Consider the following 26328-nt stretch of genomic DNA (forward strand, 5'->3'; position numbering starts at 1 on the left):
CGACCCTACCGGGCTTGGCTATCACGGATCGGCATGATCTGGTTACGCTCTGGCAAAGCTATCCCGACCAACGAGCCTGAGGACATTGTCTTTCTGTTCCGATCTCGTTGCGGCGCAAGCCCTCTGCTGCGCGCCGATTCCACCCACCCGGCGTACTACCAACGATCGACAAAGGTCCGGAAGTTCCTCGGACAGCCTGTTTTTCACCCTTCCGCGAGCGGTCGGCCGTTGCCCTGGCGCCTGCGCTGCCGGTTGCGCAGCAGCAGCACGAGCACCGCGGCCAGCACGATCCCGGCCAGGTTGACCAGCAGCTGGAGCCCGGACTGCCCGGCCCGCCCGTACTCCCCCAGCACCAGCGCCAATGCCGCGTAACCGGCCGCCGGCACGGTGGTGACGGAAATGAAAACCCCTACCAGCGCGGCGGATTTCGACGAGGTCAGCGAGAGCATGCCCGCCGCGCCCGCCAGCAGCGCGACGATCAGGGAGAACGGGCCGACCTGGAAGACGAAGTCCACGTCGTGGTTGCTGTGCATGATCGATTCATTGAACAGTCCGGCGGCGTAACCCAGTGCGGCCAGTCCGGCGGTGACCACCACCGCGACCTGGAAGCCGAACACCAGTGCCGCGCTCGCCCTGCGCACCAGGTCCCAGCGCCGCCGGACCAGGCCGACCGCGAGCGCGGCCAGCGGCCCGAACTCCGGTCCGACGACCATCGCGCCGACGATGGTGACCGCCGAGTTGGTGATCACGCCGACCGCGGCGAGCAGGCAGGCGATGGTGAGGAAGCCCAGGTAGGTGAGGTTGAGCCGGGACTCCTCGCCGGTGCGGGCGATCAGCTCCTCCCACACCACCGCGTCCGCGCCCTCGCCCGGCGCGGCGGCCTCGGCCCGGTCGGCGGCGTCGGAGAGCGCGGTGTCGATGCTCTCCAGGGTGATCGCGCCGTGGTGGTCGATGCCCAGCTCGCACAGCTCGGCGAGCAGCTCGTCCAGGGACTCCCTGGCCACGTCGGCCTCGATGACATCGCCCTTGGGACGCACGCCCGCGCCGGGCAGCAGCACCAGGTGGGTGGCACCCGAGCACTCGTCAAGCAGCCGGAGCACCGCTTCGGTGTGCTCCGGCTGGTTGACCACGCGCAGGTGCAGCAGCGAGCTCACGCGGTCGCGGTGTCACCCTTGACGGCGGGCTTGGCGTCCACGCCCGCTTCCTTGCGCTGCTGCGCGGTGATCGGCGCGGGCGCGGCGGTCAGCGGGTCGAAACCGCCGCCGCTCTTGGGGAAGGCGATGACCTCGCGCAGCGAGTCGGCCCCGGCCAGCAGCATGCAGATCCGGTCCCAGCCGTAGGCGATGCCGCCGTGCGGGGGCGCGCCGAACTTGAACGCGTCGAGCAGGAAGCCGAACTTCTCCTGGGCTTCCTCCTCGGCGAGGCCCATCACGCCGAAGACGCGCTGCTGCACGTCGGCGCGGTGGATACGGATCGACCCGCCGCCGATCTCGAAGCCGTTGCACACCATGTCGTAGGCGTAGGCCAGCGCCGAGCCGGGGTCCTTCTCGAAGTCGTCGAGGCAGTCCGGAGTGGGCGAGGTGAACGCGTGGTGCAGCGCGGTCCAGCTGCCGCCGCCGACCGCGACGTCGTCGGTCTCGGAGGTGGCCTCGAACAGCGGGAAGTCCACGATCCAGGCGAACTTCCAGTCGCCGTCCTTGATCAACCCAAGACGGTTGGCGATCTCCACGCGGGCCGCGCCGAGCAGCGCCCGCCCGGCCTTGGGGGTGTCCGCGGCGAAGAACACGCAGTCACCCGGCTTGGCGCCCACCGCGGCCGCGAGACCGGCGCGCTCCTCCTCGGAGAGGTTCTTGGCCACCGGTCCGCCGAGGCTGCCGTCCTCCTGCACCAGCACGTAGGCCAGGCCCTTGGCGCCGCGCTGCTTGGCCCAGTCCTGCCAGGCGTCGAGCTGCTTGCGCGGCTGGCTCGCGCCGCCGGGCATGACCACCGCGCCGACGTAGGGCGCCTTGAACACGCGGAAGGGGGTGTTGGCGAAGTACTCGGTCATCTCGACCAGCTCGAGCTCGAAGCGCAGGTCCGGCTTGTCGCTGCCGTAGCGGGCCATCGCCTCGGCGTAGGGGATGCGCGGGATCGGCAGGGACAGCTCGACGCCGAGCACCTCGCGCCAGATCGCGGCGATGATCTGCTCGCCGAGGCTGATCACGTCGTCCTGCTCGACGAAGCTCATCTCGATGTCGAGCTGGGTGAACTCCGGCTGCCGGTCGGCGCGGAAGTCCTCGTCCCGGTAGCAGCGGGCGATCTGGTAGTAGCGCTCCAGGCCGCCGACCATGAGCAGCTGCTTGAACAGCTGCGGGGACTGCGGCAGCGCGTACCAGGAGCCGGGCTGCAGGCGGGCCGGGACCACGAAGTCGCGCGCGCCCTCGGGGGTGGAGCGGGTCAGGGTGGGGGTCTCGATCTCGACGAAGTCGTTGCGGTGCAACACCTCGCGCGCGACCCGGTTGACCTCGCTGCGCATCCGCATGGCCTTGGCCGGTCCGCTGCGGCGCAGGTCCAGGTAGCGGTGCTTGAGCCGGATCTCCTCGCCGACCTCCAGGTGGTCGTCCAGCGGGAAGGGCAGCGGCGCGGACTCGTTCAGCACCTCCAGGCCGGTGGCCAGCACCTCGATCGCGCCGGTGGGGATCTCGGCGTTCTCGTTGCCCTCGGGCCGCTTGGCGACCTCGCCGACGATCTTGACGCAAAACTCCGCGCGCAGCCGGTGCGCCCGCTCGGCCATCTCGCCCTCGCGGAAGACGACCTGGGCGACACCGGAGGCGTCCCGCAGATCGATGAAGATCACTCCGCCGTGATCGCGACGCCGCGCCACCCAGCCGGTGAGGGTGACGGTCTGGCCTGCATGCTCGGCGCGGAGTGCTCCGGCCTCGTGCGTGCGCAACACGGGTACTGATCTCCTAGGTCGGCGGAGTCGGCGGGAATGCTTCCCAGCAGGTTAGCCAACGCCCCCGGGGTGCCTGCCAGCAGGTTTCCCCGGCGGCCACCGCCGCTGCCGGCGCCCGGTCCCGGTAGCGTGAAAGCTACCAACGGGTAACGACGGAGGGCCGGTATGCGCGCGGCGAGGTTCGACCTGGAGACCGGGAAGTTCGGGCTGCACGAGGTCGAGGTGCCCGCGCCGGGGCCGGGCCAGGTGCTGGTGAAGGTCGCGGCGGCCGGGGTGTGCCTGTCCGACGTGCACATCATCGACGGCAGCCTGACCGGTTTCCGCACCCTGACCGGTCAGACCGTGATCACCTTGGGCCATGAGGTGGCGGGCACGATCGCCGAGCTGGGCCCGGACGTGCCGGAGTTCTGGCGGCCGGGCGCGCGGGTGGTGCTGGCCGCGGGCGACCGTTGCGAGCGCTGCCCGAACTGCCTGTTCCACACCGGTCTCTGCCTGCTGCCGCCCGCGCGCGGGGTGAGCTACGACGGCGGCTGGGCGGAGTACGTGCTGACCAGCCACCGCTCGGTGGTGCCGCTGCCGGAGAACGTGCCCTTCGAGCAGGGTTCGATCATCCCGGACGCGGTGTCCACCCCGTACGCGGCGCTGCTGCACAAGGGCGAGCTGTCGGTGGGTGAGGCGGTGGGTCTGTGGGGCATCGGCGGTCTCGGCGTGCACGCGGTGCGGATCGCCCGGCTGGCCGGGGCGGCCCCGATCATCGCCGTCGACCCGCTGCCGCTGGCCCGCGAACGCGCACTGGAGGCGGGTGCGGACCACGCCTTCGACCCGGCCGAGCCGGACCTGGCGGCCAAGGTCCTGGCTGCCACCGGCGGCCTCGGCCTCGACCTCGCGGTGGACCTGGTCGGCCACCCGGCGGCGCGCGCCGCGGCCGATGACCTGCTGGCCCCGCACGGAAAACTGGTCTTGGTCGGGATGACCCAGGCCCCGCTGCACCTGGCGCACGCGGCCCGGTTCAACGCCGCCCAGCACCAGGTCCGCGGCGCGTGGGGCTCGGAGCCGAAGGACCTGCACACCCTCATCCGCCTGGTCGCCACCGGCCGGCTGGACCTCTCCGCCTCGGTCACCGAGGTCATGCCCCTGGAGGAGGCGCCGGAGGCGGTGCACCGGCTGGCGAACAAGATCGGCAACCCCATCCGGATCGTGCTCAAGCCCTAGCGTCTACCCCGCGTTCCGGCCCACCACACGTGACCTTCGCGACACCGTGCAACGGCCGGGTCCGCTCGCGCGATGCCCTGGTCGGCGGCGTGCGGGTGGCGGAGGTGTGTGGTGGGTCTGCGGGGACTTCTGCTGCGGCGGGAACGGGTCGAACCGGCGATCATGAGTGCCATGTTGCACGGACCGAAGGTGCCGGATGCCGCCACGGTGCACCAGGTGCTCGACCTGGCGTTGCGCATCGGCGAGCTGCAACTGGCCTGCGGGGCCGGGGCCGCCGACGTCACCGCCACCATGCTCGCGGTCACCAACGCCTACGGCCTGCCGACCACCGATGTGGACGTCACGTTCACCTCGATCACCGCCTGCTGCCACCGCGGCAACCTGGCCGCCCCGGTGACCACCACCCGCGTGGTGCGCGCCCGCAGCCTGGACTACACCCGGCTGACCGCGCTGGAGCGCCTGGTGCGGGAGGTCACCGCGGGCAAGATCACCGCGGACCAGGCGCTCACCGGCCTGGAGACGGTCTCCACCGCGCCGCACCCGTACCCGCGCTGGGTGTCCACGCTGGCCTGGGCGGCGATGGCCGCGGCGGTGGCGGTGCTGCTGGGCGGCGGGCCGCTGCTGGCCGGGATCGCCGCCTTCACCACCGCGGTGATCGACCGGGTCGGCCGGATCGTGAACCGGCTGGCGCTGCCGTTCTTCTTCCAGCAGGTCATCGGCGGGGTGCTGGCCACCGGCATGGCGCTGGGCGTGCACGCGATGGACCCCGGCAGCCACCTGGTCCGGCCGTCGCTGGTGGTGGCCACCGGGATCATCGTGCTGCTGTCCGGGCTGTCCATCGTGGGCACCGTGCAGGACGCGATCACCGGCTACAACGTCACCGCCGCCGGCCGCGCCATGGAGGTGCTGCTGATGACCGCCGGGCTGGTCATCGGGGTGCTGCTGGTGCTGCGGCTGGCCGTCTCCCAGGGTCTGCACATCTCGGTGGCCGAACCGCCGCCGCCGCTGCTGGCGCACGTGCCGCAGATGATCGTGGCCGGTGGCCTGACCTCGTTCTGCTTCGCCTGGGCCAGCTACGCCACGCTGCGGGCGCTGTTCGTGGCGGGGCTGGCGGGTGCGGCGGGCACGGCTTCCTACGGGGTGCTGACCGTGCTGGGCACCGACGTGGTCATCGCCTCCGCGGGCGCGGCCATCCTGATCGGGTTCGTCGGCGGCGTGATCTCGCGGCGGCTGCGCATCCCGCCGCTGATCATCGCGGTCTCCGGGCTGACCCCGTTGCTGCCGGGGCTGACCACCTACCACGCGCTGTTCCAGCTGGCGGTGGACCAGAACATCGCCAAGGGCGCGCAGTCGCTGATGCTGGCGGCCGGCATCGGACTGGCCCTGGCCGCGGGTGTGGTGCTCGGGGAGTACCTGGCCCAGCCGGTGCGCACCGGCCTTGGCCGGCTGGGCCGCACCCTGGCGGGGCCCCGGTTCTCCGGGCCGCTGCGGCCCACCGAGACCCCGCTGGAGTGAGTCAGCGGCCGCGCAGCTCCCGGCGCAGGATCTTCCCGGACAGCGCCCTGGGCACCGCGTCGATGAACTCGACCACCCGGATCTTCTTGTACGGCGCGACCTTCCCGGCCACGAACTCCATCACCTCCCGCTCCGCCAAGGCTTCCTGACCCGGCGCGCGCACCACGAACGCCTTGGGCACCTCCTCGCCCTCGGCGTCGCGGACGCCGATCACCGCGGCGTCGGCGACCCGGGGATCGGAGAGCAGCACGGCTTCCAGCTCGGCGGGCGGCACCTGGTAGCCCTTGTACTTGATCAGCTCCTTGAGCCGGTCCACGATGAAGAAGTTGCCCTCGGCGTCCACCCGGCCGATGTCGCCGGTGTGCAGCCAGCCGTCCTCGTCGATCATCGCCGCGGTGTCCGCGCCCCTGGCGAAGTAGCCCTTCATCACCTGCGGCCCGCGGATCCACAGCTCGCCGGCGCCGTCGGTGTCCTGCCCGGTGGCCGGGTCGACGATCCGGCATTCGGTGTTGGGCACCAGCTTGCCCACCGTGCCCTCGGGCGGGTGGGCGTCGGAGTCGGGGACCACGTGGGAGACCGGGGACAGCTCGGTCATGCCGTAGCCCTGGGTGATCCGCACGCCGAGCCGGGTGGCGCACAGGTGGCCGGTGTCGGCGTCCAGGGGAGCGGCCGCGCACAGCACGGACTTCAGCGCGGAGAGGTCGAACCGGTCCACCATGGGATGTTTGGCCAGGGCGAGCACGATCGGCGGGGCCACCGGCACCTTGGTCACCCGGTGCTCGGCCAGCGCGGCGAGGAACTGCTCCAGCTCGAACCGGGGCAGCACGACAACCGTTGTGCCGCACCGTAACGCGTGGTTGAGCAGCACGGTGATGCCGTAGATGTGGAACATCGGCAGGATGGCCAGGATCCGGTCCTCCGGGCCGGTGGGCTGCATCCCGCCGGCCTGGGCCATGTTGGCCACGATGTTGCGGTGGGTCAGCATGACGCCCTTGGCCTTGCCCGTGGTGCCACTGGAGTAGGGCATCACCGCCACGTCCTCGGCCGGGTTGATCTCCACCTCCGGCACCGGTCCGTCGGTGGCCATCAGCTCCAGGATCGAGCGGTGCCCCTGCGCGGTGTCGCAGACGAAGACCTCCTCGATCCCGGCCGCTTTCGCCGCGGGCACCGCGCGGTCGAGGAACAGCGAGATGGTGACCAGGAACCTCGCGCCGGAGTCGCGCAGCTGCGTGGTCAGCTCCTCGGTGGTGTACAAGGCGTTGACCGTGCTGACGATCGCGCCCAGGGTGGTGGTCGCGTAGAACACCACCGGGTAGGCCACCGTGTTGGGGCTGAACAAGGCCAGCACGTCGCCCTTGCCCAGCCCCTCCTGGTGCAGGCCCGCGGCGAGCCTGCCGACCGCGGCGTCCAGCTGGCCGTAGGTCAGCCGCAACCCGTCCGGCTTGCTCCCGTCCACCACCGCCAGGTGGTCGCCCCGTTCCCGCGCCCCGGCCAGCACGTAGGTGTGCACCGGCAGATCGGGGATCTCGACGTCGGGGAGCGGGCTGCGGTGGATCATGGCGACCTCCGGTGGCGTCGTTGCCGGGTGGGCCTTCTACCGTGTCAGTACGACTTCCCGAGGTCCAGGGTGTGCTGGGCGACGAAGTTGAGGATCATCTCCCGGCTCACCGGCGCGATCCGCCCGACCCTGGCCGCGCCGTAGAGCGTGCCGACCCCGTACTCGGTGGCCATTCCGTTGCCGCCGTGGGTCTGCACGGCGGCGTCCACCGCGGCGATGGCGGCTTCGGCGGAGGCGTACTTGGCGATGTTGGCCGACTCGGCGGCGCCGGGGTCGTCCTGGTCGTAGGCCCAGGCGGCGCGCTGGGTGGCCAGCCTGGCCAGCTCGACCTCGATGTGCGCCTTCGCCAGGGGATGCGAGATCCCTTGGTGCGAACCGATGGGCGAGTTCCACACCTTGCGGGTGCGCGCGTAGTCGGCCGCCTTGGCCAAGGCGTACCGCCCGATGCCGCAACCGTAGGCGGCCACGGTGATCCGCTCCGGGTTCAGCCCGGCGAACAACGCGGCCAGACCGGCGTCCTCCCCGCCCACCAAGGCATCGGCCGGCAGTTTCACGTCGTCGAAGAACAGGGTGAACTGCCGCTCCGGTGAGGTGATCTCCATCGGGATCGGGTGGTGGGAGTAACCGGGTGCGTCCGTTGGCACCACGAACAGCGCGGGCCGCAGCTTGCCGGTGCGCGCGTCCTCCAGGCGGGCCACCACCAGGGTCGCATCGCTCTCGTCGACCCCGGAGATGTAGTACTTGCCGCCGGTCAGGCGCCAGCCGTCGCCGTCGGCGCGGGCGGTGGTGACGATCCGGTGGGAGTTGGAGCCGGCGTCGGGTTCGGTGATGGCGAAGGACATCTTCAGCGACCCGTCGGCGAAACCGGGCAGCCAGTTCTTCTTCTGCTCCGGGGTGCCGGAGTTGGCGATGACGGTGGCCGCGATGGCCGGGGAGACCACGAGCAGCAGCAGCGGGCAGCCCCCGGCGGCGAGCTCCTCGCAGACGATGGCCAGTTCGGTGATGCCGCCTCCGCCGCCGCCGTACTCCTCGGGCACGGCGACGCCGAGGTAGCCGAGCTGCCCGGCCTCGGCCCACAGTTCGGTGGTCTTCTCCCCCGCCTTCGCCTTGTCCACCCAGTAGCCGTGCCCGTACTTGGCGGCCAGCGCGGCCACCGAGGCCCGCAGCGCGCGCTGTTCGTCGGTCTCCCGGAAGTCCATGTCCGTCAGTCCTCCATCGGCTTCTGCCCGGTCGGGGCGGGTTCGATCACGGCGAGCACGGCCCCGGCCTCGACCTGGGCGCCCGCGGTCACGGCGAGTTCGGTGAGCACGCCGTCGGCGGGCGAGCGCACCGGGTGTTGCATCTTCATCGCTTCCAGCACCAGCAGTTCCTGCCCGGCGCGCACGGTGTCGCCGGGCGCGGCGGTGACCGCGACGACGGTGCCGGGCATCGGCGCGAGCAGTGATCCCTCGGCGTGCGCGGCCCCGGGTTCGGTGAAGCGCGGCAACCGGCGCAGGGTCACGGGTCCGAACGGCGAGTCCACGAACACCTGTTCGCCGTAGCGCGCCACGTGCAGTGTGCGCCGCACCCCGTCGACCTCCACCACCACCGACTCCGGCGCGGCGGAGACCACGCTCACGTCAGGCAGGTCCTCGGTAATAATCCCGTCGCGGGTGAACCGGTACTCGACCTCGATCGTCCCTTGTGGACTGTCGTAGGCCTTGACCTGGTTGGTCGAGTGCAGGTTCCGCCATCCGGCGGGCACGCGGGGCTGCACGGTGGCGGCAGCCCGGTTGGCGGCGGCCTCGGCGAGCGCGGCGGCCAGCGCGGAGATCCGCACCCCGCGCTGCTCGGCCAGGGGTGTGTCGAGTCCTGGGCGGGTGAGGAAACCGGTGTCCACCCGACCGGCCAGGAAGTCGGCGTCGCGCAGCACCCGGACCAGGAGGTCCCGGTTGGTGGCCGGGCCGTGGATGCGCGCCCCGGTCAGCGCGGCGGCCAGCCGGCGGGCGGCTTCGGCGCGGGTGGGCGCCCAGGCGATCACCTTGGCCAGCATGGGGTCGTAGTGGGTGCTGATGACCGAGCCGTCCACCACCCCGGCGTCCAGGCGCAGTCCGCGCTCGCCGCCGGTTCCGGTGAACTCACTGTCCACTCCGGACACCTCGAAGCGGTGCAGTGGCCCGCTGCCGGGCCGCCAGTCCGCGGCCGGGTCCTCGGCGTAGAGCCGGACCTCGATGGCATGTCCGCGCGGCACCGGCATCTCCGCGGGCAGTGGGCTGTCTTCGGCGATGGCGAGCTGCCAGGCGACCAGGTCGACGCCGAAGACGGCTTCGGTGACCGGGTGTTCCACCTGGAGGCGGGTGTTGGTCTCCAGGAAGTAGAACTCGCCCTTGTCCGAGACCATGAACTCCACCGTGCCCGCGCCCCGGTAGCCGATCGCCCGCGCCGCGGCCACGGCCGCCGCGGACATGGCCTCGCGCAGGGTGTCGTCCACCGCCGGTGAGGGCGACTCCTCCACGACCTTCTGGTAGCGGCGCTGCACCGAGCAGTCCCGTTCGCCCAGAGCCCACACCGCGCCGTGGGCGTCGGCGAGCACCTGGATCTCCACGTGCCGCCCGCGTTCCAGGTAGGGCTCGCAGAAGACGGTGCCGTCACCGAAGGCGCTGGCCGCCTCGGCCCGCGCCGCGGCCACCGCCCCGGCCAGCTCCTCGGGTGCGCGCACGATCCGCATGCCCCGGCCGCCGCCGCCGGCGGAAGCCTTGACCAGCAACGGGAACTCGGTCACGTCCCCGGGGTCGAGCTCGGGCAGCACCGGCACCCCGGCCTCGGCCATCAGCTTCTTGGCCTCGACCTTGGCCCCCATGGCCTCGATGGCTTCCGGCGGCGGCCCGATCCACACCAGCCCGGCATTGAGCACGGCGCGGGCGAACTCGGCGTTCTCGGACAGGAAGCCGTAGCCGGGGTGCACCGCGTCCGCCCCGCTGCTGTGCGCGGCCGCGATCAGCGCCTCGGCCCGCAGGTAGGTCTCGCCGGGGGTGAGGCCGGGCAGGCGGACGGCGAGGTCGGCTTCGGTGACGTGCGGGGACTCGGCGTCGGCGTCGGAGAACACCGCCACCGTGCCGATGCCCAGCGCACGGCAGGTGCGGAACACGCGGCGGGCGATCTCGCCGCGGTTGGCGACCAGGACTCGGGTGATCACGTTGGGGGACCTCACATCCGGAAGACGCCGAAGTTCCTGGTGCCGCTGACTTGTCCACTGTGGATGGTCGAGAGGCAGATGCCGAGCACCGTTCTGGTCTCGCGCGGGTCGATCACGCCGTCGTCGTAGAGCCGCCCGGACAGGAACGGCGCCAGCGACTGCGCCTCGATCTGCCCTTCCACCATGGCGCGCAGGTTCTTGTCGGCCTCGTCGTCATAGGGCGCGCCCTTGGCGGCCGCGGCCTGCCTGGCCACGATGGAGAGCACTCCGGCCAGCTGGGCCGGTCCCATCACCGCGGACTTGGCGTTGGGCCAGGTGAACAGGAACCGGGGGTCGTAGGCTCGCCCGCACATGCCGTAGTTGCCCGCGCCGTAGGAGGCGCCCAGCACCACGGTCAGGTGCGGCACGGTGCTGTTGGACACCGCGTTGATCATCATCGCGCCGTGCTTGATGATCCCGGCCTGCTCGTACTCCTTGCCGACCATGTAGCCGGTGGTGTTCTGCAGGAAGATCAGCGGCACGTCGGCGGTGTTGGCCAGCTGGATGAACTGGGTGGCCTTCTGCGCCTCCGCGCTGAAGAGCACGCCGCGCGCGTTGGCCAGGATGCCCACCGGGTAGCCGTGCAGGCTGGCCCAGCCGGTGACCAGGCTGGTGCCGTAGCGGGGTTTGAACTCGTCGAACTCCGAGCCGTCGACCAGCCGGGCAATCACCTCGCGCGGGTCGAAGGGCAGCCGCAGGTCGCTGGGCGCGATGCCGAGCAGGTCCTCGGCGTCGTAGCGGGGTTCGACGCTGGCCCGGCTCGGACCCGGTCCGAGCTTGCGCCAGTTGAGCCGGGCCACGATGTCCCGGCCGATGCGCAGCGCGTCCCGCTCGTCCTCGGCCAGGTGGTCGGCCAGGCCGGAGACCGCGGCGTGCATCTCCGCGCCGCCCAGCTCCTCGTCGTCGGACTCCTCGCCGGTGGCCATCTTCACCAGCGGCGGCCCGCCGAGGAAGACCTTGGCCTGCTGCTTGACCATCACCACGTGGTCGGACATGCCGGGGATGTAGGCGCCGCCCGCGGTGGAGTTGCCGAAGACCAGGGTGACCGTGGGCAGTCCGGCGGCCGAGGCCCTGGTGAGGTCGCGGAACATCCGGCCGCCGGGGATGAAGATCTCGCTCTGGCTGGGCAGGTCCGCGCCGCCGGACTCGACCAGGCTGAGCACCGGCAGCCGGTTGGCCACCGCGATGTCCATGGCCCGGAAGGACTTCTTCAGCGTCCACGGGTTGCTGGCGCCGCCGCGCACGGTCGGGTCGTTCGCGGTGATCAGGCATTCCACCCCGTTGACCACGCCGATCCCGGTGACCAGGCTGGCCCCGACGGTGTAGTCGGTGCCCCAGGCGGCCAGTGGGGACAGTTCCAGGAACGCCGAGTCCTCGTCGAGGAGCAGCTCGATGCGTTCGCGTGGCAGCAGTTTGCCGCGTTTGTGGTGCCGGTCGACGTACTTCGCGCCGCCACCGGCCAGTGCCTTGGCGTGTTCGGCGTCCAGCTCGGCGAGCTTGGCCAGCATGGCCTCCCGGTTCGCCACGTGCTCCGGCGCCGCGGTGTCCACTGTGGACTTCAAGACGGTCATGCCGTGTACCCCAATCGCCTGGCCGCGAGGTCGGCGAGCACCTCGCTGGCCCCGCCGCCGATGCCCAGGATCCGCGCGTCCCGGTAGTGCCGTTCCACCTCGGCCTCCCGCATGTACCCGAACCCGCCGTGCAGCTGCACCGCGGCGTCGGCCACGAACGAACACGCGGCCACCGCCGCGTTCTTGGCCAGGCACACCTCGGCCACCACCTCCTGACCGGCGGCGGCGCGGGCGGCCACCGAGCGGGTGTAGGTGCGGGCCAGCTCGATCCGCTGGGTCATCTCCACCAGCTGGTGCCGCACCACCTGGCGGCTGACCAGTGGCCGCCCGAAGGTCTCCCGCGCCTTCACCCACTGGACACTCAGATCCAGGCAGCGCTGGGCGGTGGCGTAGGCCTGCACGGCCAAGGTGATCCGCTCGGTCTGGAACTGCCGCATCAGCTCGGCGAACCCGGCGTTCTCCCCGCCCACCAGGTTGCCCACCGGCACCCGTGCGTCGGCAAAGGACAGTTCGGCGGTGTCGGAGCAGTGCCAGCCCAGCTTCTCCAGCCTGCGGCTCACGGTGAACCCGGGCGTGTCCTTCTCCACCACGAGCAGGCTCACCCCGCCGTAGCCGGGTTCACCGGTGCGCACCGCGGTGGTGACGAAGTCCGCGCGCGCCCCGGAGGTGATGTAGGTCTTCGCGCCGTTGACGACAAAATGATCGCCCTCCCGCACCGCGGTGGTGCGCAGCGCGGCCACGTCCGAACCCCCGTCGGGCTCGGTGACCGCCAGCGAGCCGATCTTCTCCCCGGCCAGCGCCGGCCGCACGAACCGGTCGATGAGGTCCGCGCCACCGGCGGCCACGATGTGCGGCAGCGCGATGCCGTGGGTGAACAGCGCGGCCAGCAACCCGGAGGAGCCACCGGCGGCCAGCACCTCCTCGTTGACCACCACCATGTCCAGCAGGTCACCGCCGCTGCCGCCGACCTCCTCGGGAAACCCGATGCCCAGCAGACCGATCGCGGCCGCGGCCCGGTGCAGCGAGCGCGGCACCTCCCCGGCGCGTTCCCAGTCGGCCAGGTGCGGCACGGCCTCGCGCTGGATGAACCGGCGCACGGTCTCCCGCAGCGCCCGCCGCTCCGGCGTGCCGAACGGGTCGGAAACTTCGTTCACCACAACACCTCCGGCACATCGACAACCCGGGCCCGCAGCCATTCGCCGAGCGCCTTGGCCTGCGGGTCGAACCGGGTGGCCGAGGCCACCCCGTCGCCGAGCAGGCCGCGGATGACGAAGTTCACCGCGCGCAGGTTCGGCAGCGCGTGCCGCTCGACGGTCAGCTCCGCGCACTCCGGCAGCAGTTCCTTGAGCCGCTCGACGGTGAGGTGGTGGAACAGCCAGCGGTAGGCCGGTTCCGAGCGCACCCACACGCCGAGGTTGGCGTCACCGCCCTTGTCCCCGGAACGGGCCCCGGCGATCCGGCCGAGCGGTCCACGCCGGGTCGGCTCGTGCCGCCCGAACGGCGCGGGTCCGCTGTCGGTCCAGGACGCGGGGAGCTGCTGTCCCACCGGTTCCTCGATCTCGACCCTGCTCCCGTCCGGCAGCACCGCGACCTGCGTGACCTCGCTCCGGTCCACGTAGGCGGCCGAGTACACGCCGAACGGGGTGCCGTCGCTGGGTGGCGCGGTCACGTGGAAACCCGGGTAGGAGGCCAGGGCCAGCTCGATCGCCGAGCGGGAGAACGCCTTGACCCGCTTGGGGTCGGTGTCCTTGATGGTGGCGTGCAGCAGCGCGCTGGCGGTCTCCTCGGTGTCCGCGTCGGCCCGGTCGGTGCGGGCCAGCGTCCAGGTCAGCCCCTGCCCGCCGATCGCCTGCTCCAGCTGCGCGCGCACCAGGTCGGCCTTGCGCTGCACGTCCAGTCCACAAAGGACGAACGTGGTGGCGTTGCGGAACCCGCCGAGCCGGTTCAGGCACACCTTGAGCGTTTCCGGCGGCGGTGCGCCGGTCACGCCGTGGATCCGCACCCGGTCGATCCCGGTCTGCTCCAGCTGGATGGTGTCGAAGCGGGTGGTGACATCGGGCCCGAGGTAGGCCGGTTCGGCGATCTCGTAGAGCAGCTGCGCGGTGACGGTGTCCACGGTGACCGCGCCGCCGGCGCCCTCGTGCTTGGTGATCACCGAGCTGCCGTCGGCGGCGAGCTCGGCGATCGGGAACCCCGGCTTGCGGAGGTCGGCGAGGTCGGCGAAGAAGGCGAAGTTGCCGCCGGTGGCCTGGGTGCCGCACTCCAGCACGTGCCCGGCCACGGTGGCCCCGGCCAGTGCATCCCAGTCGGTGCGCGACCAGCCGAAGTGCGCGGCGGCGGGTCCGACCACCAGGGAGGCGTCGGTGACCCGTCCGGTGACCACCACGTCGGCCCCGGCGCGCAGGCACTCCGCGATGCCCCAGGCGCCGAGGTAGGCATTCGCGGTCAGCGGCTCGCCGAAGCCGAGCTCGGCGGCCCGCTCCCGCAGGTCGTCGCCTTCGACGTGCGCGACCCGGACGTCCAGGCCCAGCTTTCCGGCCAGCGCCCGCAGCGCCGCGGCCAGCCCGGCCGGGTTGAGCCCGCCCGCGTTGGTGACGATCTTGACCCCGCGTTCCACGGCGAGGCCGAGGCAGTCCTCCAGCTGGCGCAGGAAGGTGCGCGCGTAGCCCAGCGACGGGTCTTTGAGCCGGTCCCTGCCTAGGATGAGCATGGTCAGTTCGGCGAGGTAGTCGCCGGTGAGGATATGCAGTTCGCCGTCATATAGTTGTTCGCGAACCGCGCTGAACCGGTCGCCGTAGAAGCCGGAGGCGTTGCCGATCCGCAGCACCCCGTCAGTCATCGAACCGCCCCGGCTCGCGGTCGGCTCCGGGCGGCCCGGCGAAGGCCTGCGCGATGCTCATCCACTTGGCCGCCACCGCACCGGTGACGCTCAGCTTCAGATCGGCCGGGTTGCGCCTGCGCACGACGAGCAGGCAGAACTCCAGCGCGGACCCGCTGACCCGGTCCTCGGCCTCCTCCGGCCCCCACTCCCAGCGGTCACCGGAGGGGCCGGTCAGCTCGACCCGGACCGGCTTGTCCGGCAACGGTTCCTGGCGCACCGCGAAGGCGAAGCCCATGGTCCGCACGCCCAGGTGCGCGATGTGCCGCAGCCGGTCGGTGGGCTCGCGCCGGATACCGAGGGCGTCGGCCACGTCCTGTCCGTGCGCCCAGGTCTCCATGATCCGCGCGGTGGCCATCGAGGTGGCCTTCATCGGCGGCCCGAACCACGGGATCTTCACCTCGGGCGGCACCGCGGCCAGCGCCGCACGCAGCGCGGCCCGCCCGGCCCGCCAGCGCCCGAGCAGCGACTCCGGCGCCTCGCCGGCCCCCTCGGCCGCGCCTTCCTCCACAAAGGACAGTGGGTTGGCGGTTGTCAGCGACTCGGCGAACCCGGCCGGATCGGTGGCGGCCAGGATGGCCTGCCGGTCGGTCCAGGCCAGGTGCGCGAGCTGGTGCGCGATGGTCCAGCCCTCGGCGGGGGTGGGCGTGGCCAGCCCGGCCAGGTCGAGTCCGGCGACGTGGCGGTCCAGGTCACCGCCTTCGGCGTCAAGATCGGCCAGCAGTCCGGTCAGCGTGCTCATCACTGTTCCCCTCGCAGCGCGTCATCCAGCATGGCCGCCCACTGCCGCACGATCCGCTTGCGGCGCTTGCCGTCGTCGGTGAGCAGGTTCGCCAGCGCCAGGCCGCGGATCAGGTCGAGCGTGGCCTGCACCGCCTCCCGCACCCTGGGCCTGGACTCGTCGGCGCGGAGCAGCTCCAGGGCCAGCCGGTGCGTCTCCCGCCCCAGCCGCGCCTGCAACGGCAGCACCAGCTCGTGCAGTTCCGGGTCGGTGCGGGCGGCGACCCAGAGCTCCAGCGCCGCGGTGAACAGCGGGCTGGCGTAGAAGTCGGCGAGCAGCTCGACCACCGCGGCGGTGTGCCCGCCCTCGGCAGGCGCGCTCGCGGCCTGCGCGCGCAGCTGCTGCACCCCCATCGCGCCCACGTACTCCACCGCGGCCGCGACCAGCTCGCCGCGGGTCCGGAAGTGGTGCAGCTGCGCGCCCCTGGACACCCCGGCGCGCTGGGCGACCAGGGTGGTGGTGGTCCCGGCCCAGCCGCGTTCGACCAGCGCGTCCACGGTGGCCACCATCAGCTTGCGCCGCGTCTCACGGCTGCGGTCAGCCTGCCTCTGCCTGGTCGGCGCGCCCATGCCGGCAGAGTCTTCCGCCGAACTAACAAACAGTCAAGCCTGCTTGTTAGTTGCGCGCGCAGCGACCCACGTCACATCACTTCGGCCGCCAACCGGCTTGCACCGGCGAATCGTACGCTGTACCGTACGCCATACGAACTGCTGGCGTGGCCGCGCGCCCGCAGCTCAGCGCGAGAAGAAGGAGCACACGTTGACCCACACCCCCGTTCTGCCCACCGATGGCGCCGGCTTCACCCCGACCAGCGAGGACGTCGATAGCGTGCTCGCCTGGTACGCCGCCTATGACGCCGCCGCGGGCGCGGGCGAGATCCAGCGGATGGCCGACATGGCGCTGTTCCCCCTCAACGTGATCAGCACCGACGCCGAGGGCAACGCCTCGGCCGGTTCGTGGAGCCGGGAGTTCTTCGTCCAGCGCTGGACCGAGATCCTCGGCGGCGGCCACGACATCGAGATGAAGTCGGTGCGCACCCCGCACTTCGTCAGCCGGGAGCTGGTGTTCGTGACCACCGACTCCACCTTCACCGTGGAGGGGCACAGCCAGACCGTGCGTTACGGCGACCTGCTGGTGCGCGTAGGCGGGCGCTGGCTGTTCCAGACCATGGTGCAGGGCGGCTGGGGCCAGCAGTAACAATGCGCACGCTACGACGGGTCCGGCCTGCCGCGCGGGCCCGTCGTGGCGCACACTGCACGGGTGATCACCGTTGCGCTCAACCAGAACGCGGTGGCCGCGCTGCGCGGTCCCGGCCTGCGCACCACGGCGCTGCCGACGGAGCCGCTGCACGCCTCGCTGCACACGGCGGTCATCGAACCCGGCCTGGCCCGGCTCTCCGGCGCGCTGGTCTTCGCCGCGCTGGCCGGCTCGGGCATCCCGGCCAGCCCCGACCTCACCGGCCGGGAGTGCCTGGCCAACAAGCTGCACCTGAGCTACCACCTGCCGGTCTCCACCGGGGTCCCCGACGACGGCAGTGAGCTGGACGTGGACGAGGGCGACCAGCGGCTGATGCTGCGCCAGGGCATCCTGCTCGGCTTCGCGGTGTGCGAGCTGGCCGGGAAGCTGCCCGAGCCGGTGCCGGTTCGCTCGATCGTGTCGGTCAGCCGCGCTTCGGGAACTTTCCGCTTCCACCAGGTCCGGCCGGAGGAGCATTGGCTGGCCGAAGAGCTGGACGACTACAAGGACGAGCGGATCGCCACCGTCGACTTCCGGCCCCCGGCCGCGGCATGAGCGATATCGACTTCTACGCCGACCTGGTCGCCACCGGCGCGGTGCTCGGCGCCGACCGGCACTGGACCCCGGCCGAGCTGGACGAGCTGTTCGACGCGGACAACCGCGAGTACGTCGAAGCGGTCTCCACCGAGGCGCTGAACCTGGACTACGGCCTGCTGGAGTACTTCTGGGAGCGCGAGTCCCACCGCGCCCCGTGGCACGGCGTGCACCTGAGCGCCCAGGTGCACCGGCTGACCATCGGCTGGGCCGACACGCCCGCCCTGCTGAGTGAGAACTACGGCGCGTTCGAGCCGAACCCGTCCTTCGCCGAACTCCGCGCCGAGCTCGACCGCCGGGACATCCCCCTGGTCGAGCTGCCCCAGGAGCTGCCGGCGCACCGCTCCTACTGGCAGCCGGACAGCCAGGCAGTGGTGGTCGAGATCGTCGCCCAGGAGGAGTTCCTCACCTCCCCGTCGGAGGAGATCGGCTCGATCAACGGCATCTCCGCCCCCGGCCTGCTGCACAACCTGCCCCGTCCCCGCTTCGACGCGCTCCGCCAGTCCCTCAACCAGCTGGCCGAGGCCACCCCCGCCGCCCGCGAACGCTGGCTGGACAAGCACGCGGCCGACGCGGACTGGTGGCGCGACCGGCTGACCGTGTTCGCGATCAAGCTCGGCTGGCGGGAAAGCGCCGAAGCGGTCTGGGTGCCGCTCTACCTGTGGTTCGCCGAAGCGGCCCTGCGCCGCGGCGCCCTGGATGCCGCCGAGCTGGCCCGCCGCGTCGCCGAGACCGCCGCCCGCCTGGACCTCTACACCGCCGAGGAGCTGCCCCCGCTGCTGCCCGGCGCCGACGAGCTGACCACCACCCTGCTCACCGGCCTGCCGCTGCACCGGGGCGAGGCCGAACAGCGCTGGGGCGTGCCCGGCCTGCCCGGCGAGGAGGTCCGCCCCCTGCTGCGGTCCCGGCAGCTGGTGGAGACCGCGGCCCGGCTGCGCCCGTTCCTGCGCGAGACCGCGGTCATCGCGGAGCTCGGCGAGTGGCTGCGGGTATGGCCGGAGTTCGGCCGCGCGGCGGGCTTGTTAGAAATGCGCAGTGACTGATCTGGACTGTTACGTCGAGGCCCTGGCCACCGGCACGCTGCTGGGCATCGACCGGCACTGGGGCCCGGCCCAGGTCGACGCCCTGCTCGGCGGCGAAGGCCACGACGGCCTGAACGTGGACGCGCACAACTGGTGGCGCGACTACGGCCTGGCCGAGATCTTCTGGCAGCGCCGTTCCCTCGCCCACCACTGGCGCGGCCACCACTTCTCGCTGCAGCTGCACCGGCTCCCGCACGACTGGTGCACCCCGAACGAGATGCTGCGCGCCCGCTACGGCGAGTTCCGCCCTCGCACCAGCTTCGCCGACCTCCACGCCGCACTGACCGAACGCGACATCCCCCTGGTCGAGGTGCCCTACCACGACGAGGACTACCGCGAGTACCGCCAGCCCAGCTCCGGCGCCACCGTGCTCGTGGTCAACCACCACCCCGACCCGGACCCCGACCGCCCCGACCTGGCCTTCGGCGACCTCTACCGGATCGGCTCCGCCCCCGCCCTGCCCCACCTGGACCGCGCCCGCTGGGAGGCCCTCGGCCAGGCCCTCGCCCCGGTCCCGGCCCTGCCCCTGCCCGAGCGCGCGGCCTGGCTGACCGAGCACGAACCCACCGGCCCTGACCAGAGCACCTGGTGGCACGGCGTGTTCACCCACCTGGCCGACCTGGACACACCGTTCGACCCAGCCCAGGCCCCCCTGCTCCTGTGGTTCCTGCGCGAGTCACTGAGCCGCCCCGCCCCGGTCCTCGCCGTGACCCTGAACTGGCTGGAGGACCTGCGCGAGACGTTGTCCCCACCCGCCAGCGCCACCCCACGCGCCACCAACAGCGCCCCGCCTCTGCCCGACAGCACCGTGCCCACTGCCAACAGCACCCCGCCTCCGCCCGACAGCACCGTGCCCACTGCCGCCAGCACTCCGCCCGTGCCCGGCAACACCCCGCCCGCCGCCGGTGGCACCCCGCCCCCGGCTGACGACTCCCGGTCCGCCCCCGCCGGCGCCCTGCCCACCGCCGACGACATCGTCCGCCTCGCCCTGGCCGCCGCCCCCCTCTCCCCCGCCCAGACCCGCTGGGCCGACCCCGGCGTCCGCGGCCCCGACCTGCCCGCCCAGCTGCTGACCAGAGACCTGATCACCGCCGCCACCCGCCAGCGCCGCCACCTCACCTCCCCCGACCTGCGCGAACAGCTCCTCCCCTGGCTCGAGCTCTGGCCGGAACTGCGCTGACCCTCCCACTCTGTACCTAGTAGTATGTACAGTACGGACCCATGCACGCGATGCGGTACGCGATCACCCTGCCCGCCGACTACGACATGGACGTCATCCGCGAGCGGGTGGCCACCCGGGGACACGCGCTGGAGGAGTTCCCAGGCCTGGGCCTGAAGTCCTACCTGATCCGGGAACGCGGCGTGGCCGGCTCCCCGGTCAACCAGTACGCGCCGTTCTACCTGTGGCGAACCCCGGCCGGGATGAACGACTTCCTGTGGGGCAAGGGTTTCCAGGGCATCTGCGAGGACTTCGGCCGCCCCGTCGTCCAGCACTGGCTGGGCCTGGCCTTCGAACACGGCCCCGCCCGCACCGGCTCACCGGTCTCCGCCACCACCGAGCTCACCTCCCTCTGCACCGCCGAACCCGGCACCGCGGTCGCCTCCGCCGTCGCCGACCTGACCGCCCACGCCACCACCCCCGGCGTGCACTGCACCGCCCTGGCCATCGACCCCCGAACCTGGGAGCTGCTCCGCTACACGCTGTGGTGCGCCGAACCACCGGCCGGGGCAGGCGTCCACTTCCAGGTCCTGCGCCTGTCCCGCCCCGAGCTGGACCAGCTGCCCACCGGCCGCCACTGGTGAAACTTCCGCGCACACCCGGCCCGGAGTTGGCAGGATGCCACCCATGACCGCCCCACCCGAGCAGATCACCACGGACCGCCTGGTACTGCGCCGCCCCCACCTGTCCGATGTGGACGAAGTGCAGACCGTGGCCGCCGACGCGCTGCCCCACCTGCGCCCGTGGATGCCTTGGGCGGGAACGGAATACACCCGGGAGACCGCGGCCAACTGGCTCACCTTCGTGCAAGAGGGATGGCGGACCGGCACCGCGTACAGCTACGGAATCACCCTGTCCGGCAACCTCATCGGCGCCACCGGCCTGGAACGCCGAATCGGCCCCGGCGGCCTGGAGATCGGCTACTGGCTACACCCGGCCCACACCGGCAACGGCTACGCCACCGAGACCGCCGCCGCCCTCACCCGCACCGCGTTCACCTTGCCGGACATCACTTTCGTGCAAATCTGGCACGACCTGGCCAACACCCGCAGCGCCGCCGTCCCCAAACGCCTCGGCTTCACCGAAGTGGCCCGCCACGAGCCACCCCGCGAACCCCTGAGCCCCGGCAAGATCGGCGTAGACGTGGTCTGGCAACTGAACCGCCCCCCAAGCTAACCCCAAACCCGCCTCCAGGTTCACCAGTTCGAGCGACCCGAACCCGGAACCTTGCACTCTGATCGACTCGTTACCGCAGAGAGAGCAGTGGGCGGGGGCGGGGCAAGGTGACCCACGGCCCCAGCCGCCCCTGCCCCAGCCTCCTCAGCCCTGGCCCCGCCCCCAGGCTTCCGCGCCCCCGGCCTCGGCCTCGGCCTCGGCCTCGGGCAGAGCCTCGGACAGTGCCCCGGGCACGGGCTCCAGGCCCGAGCCGGTGTCGGGCAGCCGATGGCCGTGTTCGCAGGTCAGGACGGCGCGCACCGTGCCGCCGCAGTCGCGATGCCGGATCCGCAGCGGCGGCGACGCCGGGGCGACCAGGTGCTTGTCGCCCCACTGCATCAGCGCGGTCAGGACGGGCTGGAGCTCACGACCCGCGGAGGTCAGGCGGTACTCGTGGCGAGCCCGCGCGCCCGGGTCGCGGTATTCGTGGCGGGACAGGATTCCGTTGTCCACCAAGGTGTTCAGACGGGCGGTGAGGATCGCTCGCGGCGCGCCGGTGTGCTGCCGGATGGTCTCGAAGCGCCGGTTGCCCAGGAAGACCTCGCGCAGGACCAGGAGCGACCAGCGTTCGCCGAGGACCTCAAGGGACATCGCGACCGAGCAGGTTCGCGGGACAGCGCCGGCACCGGGAGCGGCGCTGGCACCGGATACCGGGCCGGGAGTGGGGACGGTCACGACGGGGATTCTCGCACGAGCTGTGTTCGGATTGCGAACTCTGATGTTACGGTCTGGCGCATGAGCGAACTGGCGCCCGCGTCCTGGGGCGAGCCCCGGACCAAGACGGTCACCTGGTACGACCCGTTTGCCCTGGCCAAGGTGGGCGCCAGCCTGTCCGGGCTGGAGTACCTGACCGGGATGGTCAACGGTGAGCTGGCGCCGCCGCCGATCTCCGGGCTGATGGGGTTCCGGGCGGTGTCGGTGCGTGAGGGCGAGGTGACCTTCGCCTGCACGCCGGACGAGTCCGCCTACAACCCGATCGGGCTGGTGCACGGCGGACTGGTCTGCACCCTGCTGGACTCCGCGGCCGGGTGCGCGGTGCACAGCACGCTGCCCGCCGGGGTGGGCTACACCTCGGTGGAGATCAAGGTCAGCTACCTGCGGCCCGTGCACGCCGACAGCGGTGAGCTGGTGGCGCGAGGCTGGGTGACCAAGCCGGGGCGGCGGATCGCGTTCGCGGAGGCCAGTGTCACCGACGCGGCGGGCAAGCTGGTCGCGACCGCCACCAGCAGCTGCCTGGTCATGACCCCCTGAGCCACCACCCCTGGGCTACAACAGGGTGAGCTGTTCCTGGTTGACCGGGGCGGCGGGCGCGCCCTCGGGCAGGCTGCCTTCCGGCCACACCGCTTCCTCGTCGCCCGGCACCCCGGTGACCGCGCGGCCGCGGGGACCGTCCAGGCCGTGGCGGCGCAGCAGTGGGCCGACGCGTGCGGCGAGCCAGGCCCGGTAGCGCTTGTCGGCGTAGCTGCCGCGACCGTAGATCCGCCGATAGCCCGCGACCCGGCCGGGATGTTCGCTGGCCAGCCATCGCATGAACCACTCGCGGGTGCCGGGCCGCAGGTGCAGCGCGAGCACCGTGACACCGCTGGCGCCCGCGGCGGCGATCTGGCGCAGCAGTTCGTCCAGGTGCTCGGTGGCGTCGGTGAGCCAGGGCAGCACCGGGGCGATGAACACCCCGCAGGACAGTCCCGCGTCAGCGAGCCTGCGCACCAGGTCGAGGCGAGCCTGCGGACTGGGCGTGCCGGGTTCCAGGCTGCGTTGCAGGTCACGGTCCAGCAGGGCCAGGGACACGCCGAGCCCGACCGGCACCTGTTTGGCGGCCGCGGTGAGCAGCGGGATGTCGCGGGCGAGCACGGTGCCCTTGGTCAGGATGGACAGCGGCGTGCCGGAGTCGGCCAGCGCCCGGATGATGCCCGGCATCAGCTCGTAGCGGCCCTCGGCCCGCTGGTACGGATCGGTGTTGGTGCCCATCGCCACGTGCTCCCGCCGCCACCGCGGCCCGCGAACCTGCTTGGCCAGCACCTCGGCCGCGTTGACCTTGACGATCACCTGGCTGTCGAAGTCGCGGCCGGCGTCCAGGTCGAGGTAGGTGTGCGAGTTGCGGGCGAAGCAGTAGGTGCAGGCGTGCGCGCAGCCCCGGTACGGGTTGACCGTCCAGGCGAAGGGCATCGACGAGGCGGCAGGCACCCGGTTGAGCACCGACTTGGCGCGGACCTCGTGGAAGGTGACCCCGGCGAACTCGGGGGTGCGCACCGAGCGGATGAACCCGGACAGGGACAGCAGCGCAGGCTGCTCGGCGTCGACCCGTTGCGCTTCCCATCGCATGCGGATGAGTCGAACATATGTTCGATTCGAACGCAACCGCGGCGGCACGAGCCAGGAACGGGACGGCGGGTTCGGCGGGATCGCCGTCGGCCGCTCCACACAGTCCACAAAGGACACAAAGGCGTTCCAGGGCGTGACCGCGAAGCCACGCGCCGGATTCCGCCACGCGCCTGGTTCCTCGGCGGCGGCCGGAGGTCATCGTGCGGGCGGTCAGCGAGGTCGCACGGTGATCACCACCCGTCCGCCATCAGCAGCACCACGGATCCGGGCTCGCCGCGCTCCCGCATCCGGCCGGCCAGGTGCCGGGCCCCGTGCAGGCAGGCGCCGGTGCTGGCGCCCGCCGGACGGCCGGTGCTCTGGTGGAGCTCGCGCGCGGCGGCGGCGCTGGCGGGGTCCGGGACCGGGATGACCAGGTCCACCACCTCGCCGTCGAACGGGGGCTCGATCCGGGGGCGGCCGATACCGTCGATCTTGGAGGGCATGCCGGTGGCGTAGTCGGCGCAGTCGGTGGCCCAGCCGGGGAAGTAGGCTGAGTTCTCCGGGTCGACCACGGCCAGGCGAGTGGGCGCGCCGGTGCGGCGCAGGTGCCTGCCGATCGCGCGGGAGGTCGCGCCGGTGCCGACCCCGGCCACGATCCAGGCCGGCGGGGGCCGGTTGGCCGCGGCGAGGCCGTCCAGGATCTCGGCGGCCAGGTTGCGCTCCGCGCCTTCGTCGACGGCAGCGGCCAGGGTGTTGAGGTGGTCCAGGTGGTGGCCGCCGGACTCCTCCGCCAACCGCTGGGCGCGTTCGTACACCGCCAGCGGCGGGTCGGTCAGGTGGCAGGCGCCACCGTGCCGCTGGATCCGGGCCAGTTTGGCCTGACTCGTGCGGGCGGGCACCACGGCGGTGAACGGGATGCCCAGCCACCGGGCGAAGTAGGCGAGCGAGACGGCCAGGTTCCCGCTGGTGGCCTCGACGATCGGCCGGCCAGGGCGGATCCGGCCGTGCCGCAGGGCGTGCCGGAGCAGGTCGCGGGCGAGGCCGTGTTTGAGGCTGCCGCTGGGTCGCCGCGACTCGTCCTTGACGAACAGCTCAACCTCGTTGTCCGGCAACGGATACCGCCACAGCGGCGTGGGTTTCTCGTTGGCGCGGCTGGCTTCCAGCCGCGCGAGCGGATCGGCGGTCACACCGGCGCCTCCTCGGTGAGGTAGACCAGCAGGCGGCACTCCGGTGTCCCCGGCAGCGGCAGGCTCTCGTACGGCATGGTCAGCGGACCCGCCACCGGATGCGCCCACCGCTGGACCCCGGTGGCCGCGGGCAGCACCGCCGCGGCGGCGAACCTGCGGCTGAACCCGGCGCCGAGCATGATGGACAGCTCCTCAGCCAGCAGCGCCGCCCCGTAGTCGCCCAGGTCCGCCGCGGTGCGCAGTTGTGCGGCGTGCTCGTCGGCCACCTGCGCCCAGTCCGGGAACAGCTCGCGGGCGCGCGGGGCGGTGAAGACGAACCGGGTGAGGTTGGGCGGATCCTCCGCCAGCAGGCCGGTCGGGTCCGCCAGCCGCCGGAACCCCTTGGTGGCCGCGAGCACCTCGCCGTGCGGGGTGAGGATGAGCGCGGGCGCGGGCTCGAGGCGGTCGAGCAGGGCGAGCACGGTGGGCCGTAACTCCAGCGGCTCGGCGGCCAGCGCGCAGGCCGTGCCGGTGCCCGCCTTGATCAGCCGGTACAGGTGCACCCGCTCGTCCGGGGTGAAGCGCAGCGCGTCGGCCAGGGCGCCGAGAACCTGGCCGGAGGGGTGCCGGTCGCGGCCGCGTTCCAGGCGGGTCAGGTACTCCACGCTGATCCCGGCCAGCTCGGCCAGCTCGCCGCGGCGCAGTCCGGGCGTGCGGCGGCGCGGGCCGGCCGGCAGCCCGGCATCGGCCGGGGTGACCGACTCCCGGCGGGCCCGCAGGAACCCGCCCAGCACGTTGTCCATGGGCATCGACCCTACGCGGAAAGGGGCCCTGGCAGGGTCTCCCATCCACAGGCCCCGGACAGCAGGATTCGGGGCATGCGGTACCGACTTTTCGGCCACACCGGCCTGCGCGTCTCCGAGCTCCTGCTGGGCACCATGGTCTTCGACGACCCCGCGGCGGCGCGCCGCATCATCGACGCCTACGCCGAGGCGGGCGGCAACGTGCTGGACACCGCCTCGGCCTACGGCGACGGCGAGTCCCTGCTCGGCGAGGTCCTGCGCCGGCGCGACCGGTTCGTGCTCGGCACCAAGTACACCCTCTCCCGCGACCACGCCGACCCGAACGCCTCCGGCAACCACCGCAAGAACCTGGTCGCCTCCCTGGAGCAGAGCCTGCGGCGGCTGCACACCGACTACCTCGACCTGTACTGGGTGCACCTGTGGGACCGGCACACCCCGGTCGAGGAGACCATGCGCGCCCTCGACGACCAGGTGCGCGCGGGCAAGATCCGCTACGTGGGCGTCTCCGACGCGCCTGCCTGGGTGGTGGCCAGGGCGAACACCCTGGCCCAGTGGCGGGACTGGACGCCCTTCGCCGGTCTGCAGGTGCCCTACAACCTGCTGCAGCGCGACATCGAGCGCGAGCTGCTGCCGATGGCCGAGGCGCTCGGGCTGAGCGTGACCGCGTGGGCGCCGCTGGCCTCCGGCAAGCTGGCCGCCACCGCGGGCTCCTCCCGGGTCGACCCGGCCACGCTCACCCCGCGCGAACTCGCCGCCGCCGAGGCCGTCCGCGCCGTCGCCGAGGAGGCCGGGGCGCGGCCGGCGCAGGTGGCCCTGGCCTGGCTGCGCAGCCGGTCGAAGGCGGTGCTGCCGCTGGTCGGGGTGAGCCGGGTGGAGCAGCTCACCGAGAACCTGGCGGCCCTGGACCTGGTGCTCCCCCAGGACGCGCTGGACCGGCTGACCGCGGCCGCGCCGTTCGAGCTGGGCTTCCCCGGTGAGTTCATCGCCCAGTGCGAACCGGCCCCGTTCTGCTTCGGCGACACCGCGACCAGGGTCGACGGCCGCTGAT

At 72.3% G+C, this 26328-nt stretch carries 24 protein-coding genes; 10 read left to right on the forward strand and 14 right to left on the reverse strand.

Translation table 11 applies throughout. The annotated features are described in order from the left end of the window. Positions 1–203 precede the first annotated feature (203 nt). Positions 204–1145, reverse strand: a complete 942-nt coding sequence (locus ACWDY5_RS07945; protein ID WP_449721707.1) for a DUF389 domain-containing protein — start codon at positions 1143–1145, stop codon at positions 204–206. A 5-nt stretch (positions 1146–1150) separates the two neighbouring features. Further along, positions 1151–2935 (reverse strand): aspartate--tRNA ligase, encoded by a 1785-nt coding sequence (gene aspS, locus ACWDY5_RS07950; protein WP_449721516.1) that lies wholly within the window; start codon positions 2933–2935, stop codon positions 1151–1153. A 165-nt stretch (positions 2936–3100) separates the two neighbouring features. Here aspS and ACWDY5_RS07955 point away from each other — a divergent pair, with 165 nt between their 5' ends. Both ACWDY5_RS07955 and ACWDY5_RS07960 read left to right on the forward strand, forming a co-directional pair. Continuing rightward, complete coding sequence (locus tag ACWDY5_RS07955; RefSeq protein WP_449721517.1) at positions 3101–4147, forward strand: zinc-binding dehydrogenase; 1047 nt, start codon at positions 3101–3103, stop codon at positions 4145–4147. Between the two features lie 171 nt (positions 4148–4318). Further along, entirely contained in the window at positions 4319–5662 is a 1344-nt protein-coding gene (locus ACWDY5_RS07960) for a threonine/serine ThrE exporter family protein (protein WP_449721518.1), read from the forward strand. Between the two features lies 1 nt (position 5663). Here ACWDY5_RS07960 and ACWDY5_RS07965 read toward each other — a convergent pair whose 3' ends face one another. From ACWDY5_RS07965 to ACWDY5_RS08000, 8 genes are read right to left on the reverse strand one after another with little or no spacing between them, the layout of a single operon-like run. Then, positions 5664–7220, reverse strand: a complete 1557-nt coding sequence (locus ACWDY5_RS07965) for a 4-coumarate--CoA ligase family protein (protein ID WP_449721519.1) — start codon at positions 7218–7220, stop codon at positions 5664–5666. A gap of 44 nt (positions 7221–7264) precedes the next feature. Continuing rightward, on the reverse strand, positions 7265–8419 hold the full coding sequence (locus tag ACWDY5_RS07970; protein ID WP_449721520.1) for an acyl-CoA dehydrogenase family protein: 1155 nt from the start codon (positions 8417–8419) through the stop codon (positions 7265–7267). A gap of 5 nt (positions 8420–8424) precedes the next feature. Next, entirely contained in the window at positions 8425–10395 is a 1971-nt protein-coding gene (locus ACWDY5_RS07975) for an acetyl/propionyl/methylcrotonyl-CoA carboxylase subunit alpha (protein WP_449721521.1), read from the reverse strand. Positions 10396–10406: 11 nt separating this feature from the next. Beyond that, entirely contained in the window at positions 10407–12005 is a 1599-nt protein-coding gene (locus ACWDY5_RS07980) for an acyl-CoA carboxylase subunit beta (protein ID WP_449721522.1), read from the reverse strand. After that, a complete protein-coding gene (locus tag ACWDY5_RS07985) occupies positions 12002–13159 on the reverse strand; it encodes an acyl-CoA dehydrogenase family protein (RefSeq protein WP_449721523.1) in 1158 nt (385 codons plus the stop codon). The genes ACWDY5_RS07980 and ACWDY5_RS07985 overlap by 4 nt, the downstream gene beginning before the upstream one ends. After that, positions 13156–14844 carry an acyclic terpene utilization AtuA family protein gene (locus tag ACWDY5_RS07990; RefSeq protein ID WP_449721524.1) on the reverse strand — a complete coding sequence of 563 codons (1689 nt, stop codon included), beginning with the start codon at positions 14842–14844 and terminating at the stop codon, positions 13156–13158. Before ACWDY5_RS07990 ends, ACWDY5_RS07985 begins: the two co-directional genes overlap by 4 nt. Further along, positions 14837–15625, reverse strand: a complete 789-nt coding sequence (locus ACWDY5_RS07995; RefSeq protein ID WP_449721525.1) for a TIGR03084 family metal-binding protein — start codon at positions 15623–15625, stop codon at positions 14837–14839. Before ACWDY5_RS07995 ends, ACWDY5_RS07990 begins: the two co-directional genes overlap by 8 nt. Further along, the gene (locus ACWDY5_RS08000; RefSeq protein WP_449721526.1) at positions 15625–16233 is read right to left on the reverse strand and encodes a TetR/AcrR family transcriptional regulator; all 609 of its coding nucleotides are present in this window, start codon (positions 16231–16233) and stop codon (positions 15625–15627) included. The genes ACWDY5_RS07995 and ACWDY5_RS08000 overlap by 1 nt, the downstream gene beginning before the upstream one ends. 190 nt (positions 16234–16423) lie before the next feature. Here ACWDY5_RS08000 and ACWDY5_RS08005 point away from each other — a divergent pair, with 190 nt between their 5' ends. The 6 genes from ACWDY5_RS08005 (at position 16424) to ACWDY5_RS08030 (ending at position 20971) form a co-directional block, all read left to right on the forward strand. Continuing rightward, positions 16424–16861 carry a nuclear transport factor 2 family protein gene (locus ACWDY5_RS08005; RefSeq protein WP_449721527.1) on the forward strand — a complete coding sequence of 146 codons (438 nt, stop codon included), beginning with the start codon at positions 16424–16426 and terminating at the stop codon, positions 16859–16861. Between the two features lie 63 nt (positions 16862–16924). Continuing rightward, on the forward strand, positions 16925–17455 hold the full coding sequence (locus ACWDY5_RS08010) for a hypothetical protein (RefSeq protein ID WP_449721528.1): 531 nt from the start codon (positions 16925–16927) through the stop codon (positions 17453–17455). After that, positions 17452–18537 carry a hypothetical protein gene (locus tag ACWDY5_RS08015; protein WP_449721529.1) on the forward strand — a complete coding sequence of 362 codons (1086 nt, stop codon included), beginning with the start codon at positions 17452–17454 and terminating at the stop codon, positions 18535–18537. Before ACWDY5_RS08010 ends, ACWDY5_RS08015 begins: the two co-directional genes overlap by 4 nt. After that, complete coding sequence (locus ACWDY5_RS08020; protein ID WP_449721530.1) at positions 18530–19756, forward strand: hypothetical protein; 1227 nt, start codon at positions 18530–18532, stop codon at positions 19754–19756. Before ACWDY5_RS08015 ends, ACWDY5_RS08020 begins: the two co-directional genes overlap by 8 nt. 41 nt (positions 19757–19797) lie before the next feature. Further along, positions 19798–20379: a DUF4865 family protein gene (locus ACWDY5_RS08025; protein ID WP_449721531.1), complete on the forward strand. Its 582-nt coding sequence runs from the start codon at positions 19798–19800 to the stop codon at positions 20377–20379. 43 nt (positions 20380–20422) lie between these two features. Continuing rightward, the gene (locus tag ACWDY5_RS08030; protein ID WP_449721532.1) at positions 20423–20971 is read left to right on the forward strand and encodes a GNAT family N-acetyltransferase; all 549 of its coding nucleotides are present in this window, start codon (positions 20423–20425) and stop codon (positions 20969–20971) included. Between the two features lie 144 nt (positions 20972–21115). On the opposite strand, the gene ACWDY5_RS08035 is transcribed toward ACWDY5_RS08030, so the two are convergent. Then, complete coding sequence (locus tag ACWDY5_RS08035) at positions 21116–21601, reverse strand: winged helix-turn-helix transcriptional regulator (protein ID WP_449721533.1); 486 nt, start codon at positions 21599–21601, stop codon at positions 21116–21118. Between the two features lie 144 nt (positions 21602–21745). Here ACWDY5_RS08035 and ACWDY5_RS08040 point away from each other — a divergent pair, with 144 nt between their 5' ends. Then, positions 21746–22261: a PaaI family thioesterase gene (locus ACWDY5_RS08040; protein WP_449721534.1), complete on the forward strand. Its 516-nt coding sequence runs from the start codon at positions 21746–21748 to the stop codon at positions 22259–22261. 15 nt (positions 22262–22276) lie between these two features. Here ACWDY5_RS08040 and ACWDY5_RS08045 read toward each other — a convergent pair whose 3' ends face one another. The 3 genes from ACWDY5_RS08045 to ACWDY5_RS08055 all read right to left on the reverse strand — a co-directional run bounded on the left by ACWDY5_RS08045 (position 22277) and on the right by ACWDY5_RS08055 (position 25280). Then, entirely contained in the window at positions 22277–23332 is a 1056-nt protein-coding gene (locus ACWDY5_RS08045; protein ID WP_449721535.1) for an Rv2578c family radical SAM protein, read from the reverse strand. A gap of 230 nt (positions 23333–23562) precedes the next feature. Continuing rightward, a complete protein-coding gene (locus ACWDY5_RS08050; protein WP_449721536.1) occupies positions 23563–24498 on the reverse strand; it encodes a PLP-dependent cysteine synthase family protein in 936 nt (311 codons plus the stop codon). After that, positions 24495–25280: a helix-turn-helix domain-containing protein gene (locus ACWDY5_RS08055; protein WP_449721537.1), complete on the reverse strand. Its 786-nt coding sequence runs from the start codon at positions 25278–25280 to the stop codon at positions 24495–24497. The genes ACWDY5_RS08050 and ACWDY5_RS08055 overlap by 4 nt, the downstream gene beginning before the upstream one ends. Before the next feature lie 75 nt (positions 25281–25355). Here ACWDY5_RS08055 and ACWDY5_RS08060 point away from each other — a divergent pair, with 75 nt between their 5' ends. Then, complete coding sequence (locus ACWDY5_RS08060) at positions 25356–26327, forward strand: aldo/keto reductase (RefSeq protein ID WP_449721538.1); 972 nt, start codon at positions 25356–25358, stop codon at positions 26325–26327. Position 26328 lies beyond the last annotated feature (1 nt).

The sequence above is a fragment of the Crossiella sp. NPDC003009 genome (assembly GCF_053591555.1).

What these genes read in the sequence shown, in the direction of transcription:
- ACWDY5_RS07955 (WP_449721517.1), top strand. Translation starts at nt 3,101, where the DNA reads ATGCGCGCGGCGAGGTTCGACCTGGAGACCGGGAAGTTCGGGCTGCAC.
- ACWDY5_RS07960 (WP_449721518.1), top strand. Translation starts at nt 4,319, where the DNA reads ATGTTGCACGGACCGAAGGTGCCGGATGCCGCCACGGTGCACCAGGTG.
- ACWDY5_RS07965 (WP_449721519.1), bottom strand. Translation starts at nt 7,220, where the DNA reads ATGATCCACCGCAGCCCGCTCCCCGACGTCGAGATCCCCGATCTGCCG.
- ACWDY5_RS07970 (WP_449721520.1), bottom strand. Translation starts at nt 8,419, where the DNA reads ATGGACTTCCGGGAGACCGACGAACAGCGCGCGCTGCGGGCCTCGGTG.
- ACWDY5_RS07980 (WP_449721522.1), bottom strand. Translation starts at nt 12,005, where the DNA reads ATGACCGTCTTGAAGTCCACAGTGGACACCGCGGCGCCGGAGCACGTG.
- ACWDY5_RS07990 (WP_449721524.1), bottom strand. Translation starts at nt 14,844, where the DNA reads ATGACTGACGGGGTGCTGCGGATCGGCAACGCCTCCGGCTTCTACGGC.
- ACWDY5_RS07995 (WP_449721525.1), bottom strand. Translation starts at nt 15,625, where the DNA reads ATGAGCACGCTGACCGGACTGCTGGCCGATCTTGACGCCGAAGGCGGT.
- ACWDY5_RS08000 (WP_449721526.1), bottom strand. Translation starts at nt 16,233, where the DNA reads ATGGGCGCGCCGACCAGGCAGAGGCAGGCTGACCGCAGCCGTGAGACG.
- ACWDY5_RS08015 (WP_449721529.1), top strand. Translation starts at nt 17,452, where the DNA reads ATGAGCGATATCGACTTCTACGCCGACCTGGTCGCCACCGGCGCGGTG.
- ACWDY5_RS08025 (WP_449721531.1), top strand. Translation starts at nt 19,798, where the DNA reads ATGCACGCGATGCGGTACGCGATCACCCTGCCCGCCGACTACGACATG.
- ACWDY5_RS08030 (WP_449721532.1), top strand. Translation starts at nt 20,423, where the DNA reads ATGACCGCCCCACCCGAGCAGATCACCACGGACCGCCTGGTACTGCGC.
- ACWDY5_RS08035 (WP_449721533.1), bottom strand. Translation starts at nt 21,601, where the DNA reads ATGTCCCTTGAGGTCCTCGGCGAACGCTGGTCGCTCCTGGTCCTGCGC.
- ACWDY5_RS08040 (WP_449721534.1), top strand. Translation starts at nt 21,746, where the DNA reads ATGAGCGAACTGGCGCCCGCGTCCTGGGGCGAGCCCCGGACCAAGACG.
- ACWDY5_RS08045 (WP_449721535.1), bottom strand. Translation starts at nt 23,332, where the DNA reads ATGCGATGGGAAGCGCAACGGGTCGACGCCGAGCAGCCTGCGCTGCTG.
- ACWDY5_RS08055 (WP_449721537.1), bottom strand. Translation starts at nt 25,280, where the DNA reads ATGGACAACGTGCTGGGCGGGTTCCTGCGGGCCCGCCGGGAGTCGGTC.
- ACWDY5_RS08060 (WP_449721538.1), top strand. Translation starts at nt 25,356, where the DNA reads ATGCGGTACCGACTTTTCGGCCACACCGGCCTGCGCGTCTCCGAGCTC.